We start from the raw sequence: 12,727 nt of genomic DNA on the forward strand, positions 1-12,727 counted from the left end.
TCAGTCGAATGAAAGACCGAAGCCGACGCGAACGATGGCCTTGCTCCCGCCAGATCCCCAGCCGACGCCTGCATGCAGGGTGGTCTGCCCGCTGTCCGAACGCTTGAGCAGGTTGAAGCCGACGCCGGCCTGGCCGTTGTAGCCCGCCACTGCGCCGCTCACGTGGTAACGGCCCGGCTCCACCGGCGTCACGACCGCCATGGCGGCCGACGCGGCGATGCCCCCGGAAAGCATCCTGGTGTTGGCGCTGACCTGGTCGGCCAGGTTGTCGATGCGGCTGTTGAGCTTGCTGGTGGCGCCGTTCAACTGGTTGACGTTGACGGCGTCCGTGCCTTCCACGCCGGCTGCCACGTTGTGCACCGTCACCGGCCCGGTGGTGTTGCTGCCCCCCATGGTCACGCTGTTGTAGTTGGTGGTGCCGTCGGTCTTGGTGTCGTACTTCACCGTGCCCTGGTCGATCTGCGCGACCTGGCCCTGCACCGCCTTGAGCTGGCTCACGTTGACCGCGTCGCTGTCGACCGTGCCCGCCGCCACGCCGGTGATCTGGCGGAACTGCCCGCTGGCCGCATCGCCCACCGACACCGCCGCCAGCGTGCCGGTGGTCGCGCCGATCGCCGTGCGCTGCTCGGCGGTCGCCGAGGGCGGGATGTAGCCCGCTACGCCGGCCGCGGTCGATGCCACCGAGCCTGCGCCCAGGGCCACGCCACCGGCCTGCGTCACGCTGCTGCCCGCGCCGATCGCCACGCCCTGCACCGCGTTCGCCGAGGCCTGCGTGCCCAGGGCCACGGCATCGGCCGCGCCCGAGGTCGATGCCTGGCCGATGGCGATGCCCCCCGGTGCGCTGGCCTGCACGGTCGCGCCGTTGCCCATGCCGATGCCGTTGTTGCCGTTGACGATGGTCTGCGGACCGATGGCGATGGAATCCTCGCCCACCGCGGCCGAGTCGGTCCTGGTGGAGTTGGCGTGGAAGTACTTGGTCGGCGTGGTCGAGAACGCGCTGAGCGCTCCGGTCAGTTGGCGCACCGTGACAGCGTCCTGCTGTTCGGTCCCGTCGGCCACGTTGGTGATCTGGCGGTAGCTCGTCGCGTTGCCCACCGACACCGCACCCAGCAGCGTCCTGTCGGTCGTGTTGTAGGGCACGACGAAGTCGGTGCCCGCGGGGATCGTCCCTTGCGTGCCGCCGATCGCGCGGTCGGACACCGAGCCGGCGCCCAGCGCGATCGAGCCCTGTACCGTGGCGCCGGCGTTGGTACCGATGGCAACCGCATCGTCCGCCGCCGGTGTCGCAGTGGCTCCGACTGCCACGGTCCGGCTGGCCACAATGGCGTTGCCGGCCAGCAATCCGATCGCGACGTTGTCGACGCCGAGGACCGAGCGCCCGGCGTAGTTGCCGAAGGCGGCGTTGTTGTTGCCGATCACGGATTCGCCCGCGTTGCCACCGACGGCGGTGTTGGAGTCGCCATGGGCGTTGCGCCCGGCATTCATGCCGATGGCGATGTTGCGCCAGCCGGAAGAGTTGCGCCCAGACTCTCCACCCACGTAAAGACCTTGAACACCGGACACATCGCGTCCTGAGTTGGCGCCGATATTGATCTGTCCGAAGTGGTTGAAGCTGCCGTACGTGGCATCGCCTGCGGCTTTGACGGCCACGCCGGTCAGACCGGCGAAGGTGCCGACGGAATACTCGTAGTGGCCGACGGCGCTGGCATAGTCACCCAGCGCGACGCTGTAGTTGCCGGTGGCCAGCGACTGGTTGCCGATGGCGGTTGCGGCCTGACCGCTGGCCGTGGCCGCGTTGCCCATCGCCACGGTCAGCGGCGCACTCGCGATGGCGCGCGGCCCCGCGGCCAGCGACTCTGCACCGGTCGCCCCGCTGTTGGCCAGCGTGGAATTGCCGATCGCCGCCGAGTTGACGTGGAAATAGGGCGTCTCATCCACGCTGACCCACTGTCCGCTCTTCCAGACGGCCATGCCGGCCTGCAGGCCGTTGACGCCAGCGCTGGGATTCGTGTTGTAGACCATCATCCCCTCCACCGGCTGATTGCCGTTGAGGGTCCAGGTCGCCCTGTCGGTCAGTGCCACGCGCGGCAGGAACACGCCGCGGTTGGTACTTTCAAGTTCGAGCAGGGACCCCGGGTTGATGCTGGCCGGGTTGTTACCAATCTTCACCTGGGCCTGCGCCGCGCCGCCGACAAGCAGCAGGACGGCTGCAGCGCCAAAAACCTCACTCCAGATCAACCAATAACTTTTTTTCATGATTCCACCTCCCTTTGTCCATGCCGGATAAAAGGCCAGATGCAACGTCATTTGGTTGCGTTGGGCCCGACTTCCTACGAGGGGACGGATGGTGTCGGGGCCGACGTTATGGCGACAGAATCTGCGAGTTTTTGCGAGATTTGACGTCGATCTTGGTATAAAACTGTTACTTAATTGGCGCAATGTCACCCTGAAGTTACAATTTGAACGGGGGGCGTTCGTCGAAGATGCTGCGAGAGTTCGCGGGAAGGCTCAGATTCGGCGACATTTGCCGCGGAAACTCTTGAGATGTAGGACATTCCACGCATGCGAATCGCAGTACTCGAAGACGACACCCATCAACGGGTGCATGTGATCAGGGCCCTCAATCAACAGATGGCACTGCCGGAGGAGCACATCACGATCGTTCCCTTCGACAAGGGTGAGGCGCTGCGCCGGGCCTTGCGACTCGACACCTTCGACCTGCTGATCCTTGATTGGACGGTGCCCGACCTCGACGGCATCGACCTGCTTCGCTGGCTGCGCGATTACCAGAAGGACGACACCCCCGTGCTGATGCTCAGTGTTCACGGCTCCGAGCGGCAGATCGCCGAAGCGCTTGATCAAGGAGCGAACGACTACGTGGTCAAGCCCTTTCGGACGCTCGAGCTGTGCGCCCGTGTCCGAAGGTTGCTCAAGCAGCGCAGCGATACGACGCAGGCGAACGCGGTCAAGCAGACGCCTTTGCAGGAACGCTACGGCGCGTGGCTGTTTGACCGCGGCCTGCTGGTGGTGGAGATTGCGTCGCCGTCGGGCGGAATTCCCGAGCGTTGCGAGGTCACCGACCGGGAATTTCGAATGGCGTTGGCCTTGTTTCGGCACATTGGCCAGCCGGTGTCGCGCTCGTACCTGCTCGAACAGGGCAGCCACCGTGGCGAAACCTTGTCGTCACGTGCCCTGGACAGTCATATTTATCGATTGCGCAGCAAGCTCGGTCTTCATCCCTCGAACGGCATTCAACTCCAGACGGTGTATGGGCAGGGCTATCGGCTCGAGTGGGTTCGCGCGCCTGTGACGCCCACCCCGTCTTGAGACGACGAAGCCTCCACCGATGCGCCGCCGTTTCCTGATCGAGTGGCTGCTCATCGCCGCGCTGCTGCCGCTGGCCCTGCTGTGGGCCAACGATCGCCCCGGCCTGGGCGATGTCAACCGCCTGCTCTACGACCAGATCCTGCGGAGGGACGAGCGGGCGGCACCCTCGCCCGAGATCGTGATCATCGGCATCGACGAGCGCAGCATCGCGGCGCTCGGGCCCTGGCCATGGTCCCGCACCGTGCACACGCAGCTTCTGGAACAACTGGCGCCCCATGCACCGCGCAGCGTGCTGTTCAATGTGTTCTTCGACACGGCAGGCCCACCGGAAGACGACGCCGGGTTGGCCGCCGCCATGACCAAGCTGCCGGTCTATCTGCCGATGAACTTCGGCGTGCTGCCGACGGGCACGCCCAAGCTGGCGCCCCTCGCCGTCGGTTACAGCGAACCCGTCCCCGTCCTGGCCGCGGCGGCCCGGGGCCTGGGCCACGTCAATGCCAGCGCCGACAGCGACGATCGTGTCCGGACGCTGTTCCGCTATGAAGGTACCTCGGCACGACTGGCGCCCTATGTCGGCGTGCTGATCGCGTCGGGCGCGCAGGACGCGGCGCCGGCACAGCCGGCCTTCGAACCCAACGGCCAGTGGACACGGCTGTCGCGCTTCGGCTTCCGCCTGGCCGGGCCGGCGGGCAGCTACCGCACGGTGTCCTATGTGGACGTGCTCCTGGGCACCGTGCCGCCAGAGACCTTTCGCGGGAAGAACCTGCTGGTGGGCGCGGTGGAGGACTCGCGGCTCGACGATCAGCTGGCCGTGACCGGCATGGGCGCGCGGGGCGCCGCGCTGCCCGGGGTGGAGGTGCACGCCAACGCCCTCGACGTGCTGATGCAGGGCCGGACCATCGAGTTTCCGGGCATGCGCACGGTGTGGCTCTGGATCGCGCTGCCGCTGTGGGCGGCACTGGCGTTTTTCCTCGTGCTCGCGCGGCATGCGGCCATCGGCGCGCTGGTGCTCGGTGCGATCACGGCGGGCCTGGGTATTGTCGCCCTGCACGAGGCCCGTACCGCGCTGCCGATCGCCACGCCGCTCGCCGGTATCGCGTCCGCCTATGTGATGTGGAGCTGGCGGCGCCTGGCGGCGTTGATGCAGTTCTTCCGCCAGCGCGTCGACGCGCTGAACGCCGTGCCCGCCGGCGCGTTCGAGCCGGCACCGGTCGCCCGGGCGGTGGCCATGGATTCGCTCGAGCAGCGCACCCATTCGCTCGACCGGGCCATCGACCGCCTGGTGACGTTGCAGTCGACGCTCAGCGACAGTCTGGCGCTGATGCCGGTCGCGGTGCTGATCTGCCGCGGCGATGGCCTGATCGGCCAGGCCAACGCTGCAGCACGTGCGCTGCTGACGCCATCCAGCTGGGGCCGCGTCGCCCCTGAAGGTCAAGGCGATACGCTGGCCGGACGCCAACTGTTCAGCCTGCTGGCACCCCTGACGCGCCTCGACATCGTCGACGGACCACCTGCCGCCGTGTCGGCGTTGCCCTTGCTGTGGCGCGAGGCCGCGACCGGCGAGTACACGACGGGTGTCGGCTCGGTCTTCCGCGCGCAGGCGGTGCGTATTGGCAAGGGCGGGGCGGGCCCTGTGTCGGAGCGCTGGATCGTGGTGCTGCGCGACCTCACCCGCGAGCGCCAGGCGGAGCGCGAACGCGCCGCGCTGTTCTCGTTCTTCTCGCATGATCTGCGCGCGCCGCAGGTGTCGATCCTGAGCCTGCTCGAACTGCATGCATCCGGCGATTCGGCCATGGCCGCACGCGATCTGAACGCGGCCGTCGCGCGTGAAGCGCAGCGCACGCTCGCCATGGCCGACAGCTTCATGACGATGCTCGAGGCCGACTCCACCGACTATCGCATCATGGCCGTGTCGATCGCGAGCGTGACGATGGATGCGCTCGATGCCGTGTGGGCCTACGCGCAGAAAAGCGGTGTAACCCTGCGCGAGCGGCTGAACGACGACGACGCCTTCGTGCTGGCCGACGGCGCGCTGTTGATGCGCGCGCTGCGCAACCTGCTCGACAACGCGATCCGCCACAGCCCGCGCGGCAGCCAGATCGACGTCTGCGTGGCCACCGTGTGCTCGCCAGACCTGCAGTCTTCCGAGGTCTTGCTGTCGATCCGCGATGAAGGCGCCGGGATGGACAGCGAACGCCTGTCACGCGTGCGTGAAGCGGGTCACCGCCGAACCGGCTCCGGCCAGGCGCACGGCTGGGGCCTGGGGCTGGCCGTGGTCAACACCGTGGTGTCGCGACATGGCGGCTGGATCGACGTGACGAGCAGCCCGGGCGCCGGCACGCAGTTCATGATCGGGCTGCCGCAATGCGCGCCCGAGACGACGTTGCCCGCCTAGAAACGGAAGTCGAGCGTCTTCGGCGCGCCGCCCACGGTCACGGTCTGGCGCTTGCTCATGCCGTCGGTGACCACTTCCACGGTGTAGTTGCCGGCGGGCAGGTTCAGCAGACACACGGGCCCGCCCGCCCGCAGAGTCACCGGCGCCCCGCCCGCGCCGGTCAATGTCACCGCCACATCCGCCAGGTAGGCGCCGTCGGCGCGCGCGAACAGCAGCGAGAGCGGGTGCGACTTCATCGCCGCGCGCATGGCGGTGGACTCGTCCACGCCGATCCCGCCGCAGGCATAGCGGACCGGGCCCTCGCTGCGCATCTCGGGCACGGCCCCCTGCGCCTGCACGAGCGTGAGTGCGCTCGCCCCGACACAGGCCAAGGCGACACACGATTGAACGACCAGCAGACGGCGGGGTGACATGCGGAACTCCTCGAACTTGAACATGCCGGCACCATGCCGCACGGCCCGACCCACCTGCGTCGGCCGATGACGGTTCCGGCTGTCCGATCAGGCCGCCGTCAGCGCCGCGTCCAGCAGCTCGATCCAGTGCCGCACTGGCGTGTCGCTGCCGCTTTGCAGATGCGTGATGCAGCCGATGTTGGCCGACACGATGGTCGTCGGCTGCAACTGGTTCAAGTGCTCCAGCTTGCGGTCGCGCAGCGGGTAGGCCAGCGCGGGCTGCAGCACCGAATAGGTGCCGGCCGAGCCGCAGCACAGGTGCGCTTCGTTCTTCGCGACCTGCATGTCGAAGCCCAGCGCACGCAGATTCACCTCGACCCCGCCGCGCAGCTTCTGGCCGTGTTGCAGCGTGCACGGCGGGTGGTAGGCCACGACGCCGGCGGGCGCCCTGACGCGCGGCTTGAGTGTGGGCACCAGGTCCGGCAGCAGTTCGCTCAGGTCGCGTGTCAGGTCGCTGATACGCTTGGCCTTCAGCGCGTAGGCCGGGTCGTCCTTGAAGAGGTGACCGTAGTCGCGCACCGTGACGCCGCAGCCGGAGGCGTTCATCACGATGGCTTCCACGTCGTCGCGCTCGGCATGCGGCCACCACGCATCGATGTTGGCCCGCATGTGCGCCTTGCCGCCTTCGTGGTCGTTGAGGTGGAACTTCACCGCCCCGCAGCAGCCGGCTTCCGGCGCGATCACGGTCTGGATGCCCGCGGCATCGAGCACCCGCGCGGTCGCGCTGTTGATGTTGGGCATCATCGACGGCTGCACGCAGCCCGCGAGCATCAGCACCTTGCGCGCATGCGTGCGCGTCGGCCAGGCGCCGGCGTCCTGCCGGGCCGGCACCTTGGCGCGCAGCTTCTCGGGCAACAGGCCGCGCACCGACTGGCCGAGCTTCATCGCCGGCGCGAAGAGCGGCGAGGTCAGCCCTTCCTTGAGCAGCCAGCGCGTGGCCGATTCCATTGCCGGTCGCGGCACCTTCTCGTCGACGATCCGGCGGCCGATGTCGACCAGGTGGCCGTACTGCACCCCGCTCGGGCAGGTGGTCTCGCAGTTGCGGCAGGTCAGGCAGCGGTCGAGGTGCAGCTGCGTGGCGCGGGTGGGCGGCTGGCCCTCGAGCACCTGCTTCATCAGGTAGATGCGGCCGCGCGGGCCGTCGAGCTCGTCGCCGAGCAGCTGGTAGGTCGGGCAGGTGGCAGTACAGAAGCCGCAGTGCACGCACTTGCGCAGGATGGCTTCGGCTTCGCGGCCGTCCGCCGTGCCCTGGAATTCGGGGGCCAGTTGGGTTTGCATCGTGGGTTGTCTCGTTCTGCGTCGATTGTGAGCGCCCTACGGGCCGGACGGTGGCGCGCGTCGTCCGAAGCGCCGCGCGGCAGAGCCGAGCAGCAGTTGCAGGTAGACCGAACGCCGCAGGTCCCGCCGGAAGGGCGGCAGCGACAGCGCCAGCAACAGCGCGGCCAGCGGCACCACCCAGACGAAGCCGATGTACTTGAACCCGGTGGCGCCGACGATGCCGCCGACGATGAACATGCCGATCAGCCCACCGTAGAAGCGCAGCGCCACGCGGTTGGCCCGCACCCGCTGTTCGGGCGGCGTCAGACGATGGTTGCGATAGACGAGCCGGCCGAGCTCCAGGCCCAGGTCGGTGACGTGCCCCGTCATGTGCGTGGTGCGCATCTTGCCGTGCGACATCGCCGAGCTCAGCGCGTTCTGCAGGCCCATGATGTACGACAGCAGCAGGACGGTCAGCGGCACGGCGAAGGGCGTCGGCCAGGTGAGCGTGATGGCGCCGAGCAGGCCGAAGACCAGCAGCAGCGCGGCCTCGAGCATGAGCGGCAGCGCGAAGGCGCTGCGCAGATGGTGGCGCTGGGCCCAGTGCACGATCACGGCGGTGGTCGCGGCGCCGGTGATGAAGGCCAGCAGCGCGCCCAGCGCACCGAGCAGAAGCGCCACGTTGCCCAGCACCAGCCCGTCGGCCACCTGCGAGGCGAAGCCCGACATGTGCGAGGTGTACATGTGAACCACCAGCAGCCCTCCCGCATTCACCGCACCGGCATTGAAGGCCAGCAGCAGACCGAAGATCCGGTCGACCGAGGCGGTGCGATGCTGGCCGGTGAGATGGAGCAGGCGGCGCATGGCGGCGGTGCGGGGCTCCGGCTAGCCGAGCGCGGGCTCGGCGCGGTAGAGGTGGCCGCGGTTGAAGATGCCGGCCGGGTCGAACTCGCGCTGCAGCGCATGGTGGATGCGCGCGAGCGGTGGTGCGAGCGCATCGAAGCGCGGCACCGCCGGGTCGTGCCGTGCCGCGCGGAACAGCGTGGCGTGACCGCCGGCCGCCCGCGCCGCCGCACGCAGGCGCGCGCCCGCGCCGACCGGCGCGAAGTACCAGCGCTGGCCGCCGTGCCATTCGACGAGCGGCTGGCTGCCGAGCGCCAGCACCGGCGCGCTCTGCGGCACCGAGAGGCGCCAGAGGTCGTGGCCTGCCGGCGCATCGGCGAACCAGGGCAGGCGCTGATCGCGGCAGGCGTCCCAGTCAGCCTGCACGTCGCCCTGTCGTTCGCCGCCCAGGTGCGCACAGGCGGCTTCCACCGCCGCCACGGCACCGCGGAGGCGCAGGTACAGCACGCCGTCACCGGCCTCGGGCACCCAGCAGCTCGCGTTGAGCGGCAGTGGCCGCCCACCCCAGCCGTTGAGCAGTTCGAGCGCCTCGGCCTGGCCGCAGGCGAAGCGCAGCGTGGCCTCGGCCGGCGGCATCGGCAGCACCTTGAGGCTCACCTCCGTGATCAGGCCCAGCACGCCCAGCGATCCGGCCAGCACGCGCGAGACGTCGTAGCCCGCGACGTTCTTCATCACCTGGCCGCCGAAGCTCAGCAGTTCGCCGCGGCCGTTGAGCAGCGTGGCGCCCAGCACGTAGTCGCGCACCGCGCCGACGCTGGCGCGTGCCGGGCCCGACAGGCCGGCGGCAACCATGCCGCCGACCGTGCCGCCCTCCGTGCCAGGTGTTTCGAAGTGCGGCGGCTCGAAGGGCAGGCACTGCCCCTTCTCGGCCAGCACGGCTTCGAGCCCGGCCAGCGGCGTGCCGGCCTGCGCCGTGACCACCAGTTCGCTCGGCTCGTAGCTCGTGATGCCTGACAACGCCCGGGTGTCGAGCACGTCGTCGTCGACCGGCTCGCCATAGAAGTCCTTGGTGCCACCGCCCCGGATGCGCAGCGGCGTGCCGGCGGCGGTGGCGGCGCGGATGCGCTCCGCAAGGGCGTGAAGCTCGGGGTTCATGCGGTCGATGGTACTGCCGTGCTGCCCGCCGCCGGTGCGCATCAGTCCTCGAAGAAGTTCACCGGCAGGCCGGCCGTCGCCACGCGGGTGTGGAACACACTGCCCGACAGCGGCAGGCGCGCGCGCTCGGCGTCGCTGCGGCCCTTGGCTGCAGAGGTGACGAAGAGCGTGCGCAAGTCGGCACCGCCGAAGCAGGGCATCGTGGGGCACTGCGCGGGCAGCGCCAGGGCCTCGACCCGCGCGCCGGACGGATCGAAGCGCAGCACTTGCGCGCCTTCGAACATCGCCACCCAGTAGTGGCCGTCGGCCGACAGGGTCGCGCCGTCGGGCCGGCCGTCGTAGCGCAGACCGGACTCGGGCGCCCAGCCGTCGGGCTTGGGGTCGAAGCGCGCGAAGACCCGTTCGCCCGACAGCGCGTTGGCCGCCGCGTCCCAATCCCAGGCGCGTACCGCATGCGACGCGGTGTCGGCCCAGTAGAGCGTGCGGGCATCGGTCGAGAAGGCCAGGCCGTTGGCGGTCGTGGCCTCGTTCGCCATCTGCGTGAAGACGGGTGACCGGCCGTCGCGCGCGGCACGGGCATCGAGGCAGAACAGCGCCGCGTTGGCGCGGTCCTTGGCCTCGTTGATCGTGCCGGCCCAGAAGCGGCCCTGCGCATCGCACTTGCCGTCGTTGAAGCGCATGGTCCGCGTGTCGTGCCCGGCGCGCACCAGCAGGCGCAACTCGCCTCCCCATTCGCGGGCGCGATAGATGCCGTCGCGCAACGCCAGCACCAGGCCGCCGCTGCGCGCGGGGGCCATGCAGCCGGGCTCGCTGGGCAATGGCCAGCGCTCGATGCGCATCGCGCTGCCATCGCCACGGGTGCGCAGCACCGTGCGCGCGGGGATGTCCAGCCAGTAGAGGGCCTGTTCGCCGGGATGCCAGAAAGGCGATTCGCCGAGTTGGCAGGTGCTGTCGTCGAGGGGGGTCCAGTTCATGGCGTTCATTGTGGGGCGCGCCGGACAAAAAAAAGCCCGCGGTGCCGAAGCACTGCGGGCTGAACATCCAAAGGAGACTCTCGCTGAAAACTCGTTCGTCTATTCGTTCTTTCATCCCTGCCAGGAACACCGCGGAACCGGCTTTGCCGGGCCGCTGGTGTTGCCCCCTTGAGGGGGAAGGGCCAGGCGACACGCAGTGCGCCAGGCTCTCCGGGGGGTTACCTGTTGTAGGCGGTTTCGCCGTGGGCGGAGATGTCGAGGCCTTCGCGCTCTTCTTCTTCCGTCACACGCAGGCCGACGGTCAGATCGGCGATCTTGAAGGCGATGAAGGACACCACGCCCGACCACACGATGGTCAGCAGCACGCCCTTGAGCTGGATCCAGACCTGGGCGCCGATGCCGTTGGAGGTGACCGATGCCGTGACCCAGTCGCCCACGAGGCCCGGGCCGCCGAGGGCCTGCGTGTTGAACACGCCGGTCAGCAGCGCGCCGACGATACCGCCGACACCGTGCACGCCGAACACGTCCAGCGAGTCGTCCGCACCCAGCAGCTTCTTGAGACCATTGACGCCCCAGAGGCAGGCGAAGCCGGCGATGAAGCCGATGATGATCGCGCCCATCAGGCCGACGTTGCCGGCGGCCGGGGTGATGGCCACGAGGCCGGCGACGGCACCCGACGCTGCACCCAGCATCGATGCCTTGCCGCGCATCATCGCTTCACCGATGCACCATGCGAGCACCGCAGCGGCGGTGGCCGAGAAGGTGTTCATGAAGGCGAGCACGGCGCTGGTGCCGGCTTCCAGGGCCGAACCGGCGTTGAAGCCGAACCAGCCCACCCACAGCAGCGAGGCACCGACCATCGTCAGCGTCAGCGAATGCGGCGTGAAGGCTTCCTTGCCGTAGCCGATGCGCTTGCCGATCACGTAGGCACCGACCAGGCCGGCGACGGCTGCGTTGATGTGCACGACGGTACCGCCGGCGAAGTCGAGCGCACCCCATTGCCAGATCAGGCCGGCCTTGGCGTTCATGCCGTCCACCACGTTGGCGGCGGTGTAGGCGTCAGGACCCATCCAGAACCAGACCATGTGCGCCAGCGGCGCGTAGCTGAAGGTGAACCAGATGACCATGAACACCAGCACGCCCGAGAACTTGGCGCGTTCGGCGAAGGCACCGACGATCAGGCAGCAGGTGATGCCGGCGAAGGTGGCCTGGAAGGCGGCGAACAGCAGCTCGGGGATGTAGACACCCTTGCTGAAGGTCGCGCCCGGCGCGAAGGTGCCGGTGGCCGCATCGAAGACGCCCTTCATGAAGAGCCGGTCGAAGCCGCCGATGAAGGCGTTCCCCTCGGTGAACGCCAGGCTGTAGCCGTAGATCAGCCAGAGCACCACGATCATCGAGAAGGTAACCATCACCTGCATGAGCACCGACAGCATGTTCTTGCTGCGGACCAGGCCGCCGTAGAACAGCGCGAGGCCGGGGATCGTCATTATGATCACGAGCAGCGTGGACAGCATCATCCAGCTGGTGTCACCCTTGTTGAACGACGGCGCTGCGGCGGCAGGCGCAGCAGCAGCGTCGGCAGCGGGCGCGGCAGCAGCAGGGGCTGCGGCCGTCGCAGCGGCGGGGGCCGGTGCGGCCGCGGGCGTCGCGGCGGCCGGTGCGGAGGCCGACGTGGCGCCGGCTTCCTGGGCGTTCGGCGTGGGTGTCTGTGCGAAACCGGTCACCCCGGCGGTGAGCACGCTCAGGCCGAGCGCGAGTGAGACAAGCAGTTTTTTCATGTCAATTGTTCTTTCGTGCCTCGATACGGGTCAGAGTGCCTCGCGGCCGGTTTCGCCGGTGCGGATGCGCACCACTTGTTCCAGGTTGTAGACGAAGATCTTGCCGTCGCCGATCTTGCCGGTGCGGGCAGCGCCCTCGACCGCTTCGATCACGCGTTCGACCAGTTCGTCGGCCACGGCCGCTTCGATCTTGACCTTCGGCAGGAAGTCGACCACGTACTCCGCGCCGCGGTAGAGCTCGGTGTGGCCCTTCTGGCGACCGAAGCCCTTGACTTCCGTCACGGTGATCCCCTGGACACCGATCGTCGACAGTGCTTCGCGCACCTCGTCGAGTTTGAATGGTTTGATGATGGCTGTGACCAGCTTCATGGCGTTTCTCCTAGAGATGAAATGGGTCGGCGCGGCAGCATGGGCCGCGCCTTTGTTCTTTACAGCGTCTTGCTGAGCGTGACGATGCCACGCGCCTTGTTCACGAAGCCGTAGAAGTCTTTCTTGTTGGCGCCCTGCACGCCGCCGTACAGCGCCACGCCGCTGCCGAAGTCGTAC

10 protein-coding genes are annotated in these 12,727 nt (G+C 68.6%); 2 read left to right on the top strand and 8 right to left on the bottom strand.

What is annotated here, in order from left to right; genetic code table 11:
* On the bottom strand, nt 1-2,256 hold the full coding sequence (locus ACSFA2_RS13805; RefSeq protein WP_435455874.1) for a YadA family autotransporter adhesin: 2,256 nt from the start codon (nt 2,254-2,256) through the stop codon (nt 1-3).
* Between the two features lie 306 nt (nt 2,257-2,562).
* On the opposite strand from ACSFA2_RS13805, the gene ACSFA2_RS13810 reads away from it, so the two are divergent.
* Together ACSFA2_RS13810 and ACSFA2_RS13815 are read left to right on the top strand one after the other, a co-directional pair.
* Nucleotides 2,563-3,327: a response regulator transcription factor gene (locus ACSFA2_RS13810; protein ID WP_435455875.1), complete on the top strand. Its 765-nt coding sequence runs from the start codon at nt 2,563-2,565 to the stop codon at nt 3,325-3,327.
* Nucleotides 3,328-3,346: 19 nt separating this feature from the next.
* Nucleotides 3,347-5,722 (top strand): CHASE2 domain-containing protein, encoded by a 2,376-nt coding sequence (locus tag ACSFA2_RS13815; RefSeq protein WP_435455876.1) that lies wholly within the window; start codon nt 3,347-3,349, stop codon nt 5,720-5,722.
* Here the strand turns inward: ACSFA2_RS13815 and ACSFA2_RS13820 are convergent.
* From ACSFA2_RS13820 to glnK, 7 genes are all read right to left on the bottom strand, one after another.
* Complete coding sequence (locus ACSFA2_RS13820; RefSeq protein ID WP_435455877.1) at nt 5,719-6,159, bottom strand: peptidase associated/transthyretin-like domain-containing protein; 441 nt, start codon at nt 6,157-6,159, stop codon at nt 5,719-5,721. The genes ACSFA2_RS13815 and ACSFA2_RS13820 overlap by 4 nt on opposite strands.
* A gap of 63 nt (nt 6,160-6,222) precedes the next feature.
* Entirely contained in the window at nt 6,223-7,452 is a 1,230-nt protein-coding gene (gene glcF, locus ACSFA2_RS13825) for a glycolate oxidase subunit GlcF (RefSeq protein WP_435455878.1), read from the bottom strand.
* Nucleotides 7,453-7,488: 36 nt separating this feature from the next.
* The gene (locus ACSFA2_RS13830; RefSeq protein WP_435455879.1) at nt 7,489-8,295 is read right to left on the bottom strand and encodes a YoaK family protein; all 807 of its coding nucleotides are present in this window, start codon (nt 8,293-8,295) and stop codon (nt 7,489-7,491) included.
* Nucleotides 8,296-8,316: 21 nt separating this feature from the next.
* The gene (gene glcE / locus ACSFA2_RS13835; RefSeq protein WP_435455894.1) at nt 8,317-9,429 is read right to left on the bottom strand and encodes a glycolate oxidase subunit GlcE; all 1,113 of its coding nucleotides are present in this window, start codon (nt 9,427-9,429) and stop codon (nt 8,317-8,319) included.
* Nucleotides 9,430-9,470: 41 nt separating this feature from the next.
* Nucleotides 9,471-10,403 carry an SMP-30/gluconolactonase/LRE family protein gene (locus ACSFA2_RS13840; protein WP_435455880.1) on the bottom strand — a complete coding sequence of 311 codons (933 nt, stop codon included), beginning with the start codon at nt 10,401-10,403 and terminating at the stop codon, nt 9,471-9,473.
* A 218-nt stretch (nt 10,404-10,621) separates the two neighbouring features.
* A complete protein-coding gene (locus ACSFA2_RS13845; RefSeq protein ID WP_435455881.1) occupies nt 10,622-12,181 on the bottom strand; it encodes an ammonium transporter in 1,560 nt (519 codons plus the stop codon).
* 30 nt (nt 12,182-12,211) lie between these two features.
* Complete coding sequence (gene glnK, locus ACSFA2_RS13850) at nt 12,212-12,550, bottom strand: P-II family nitrogen regulator (RefSeq protein WP_140844855.1); 339 nt, start codon at nt 12,548-12,550, stop codon at nt 12,212-12,214.
* Nucleotides 12,551-12,727: the final 177 nt, after the last annotated feature.

This window comes from Variovorax cryoconiti, from assembly GCF_051216395.1.
Classification (GTDB): Bacteria; Pseudomonadota; Gammaproteobacteria; order Burkholderiales; family Burkholderiaceae_C; genus Variovorax.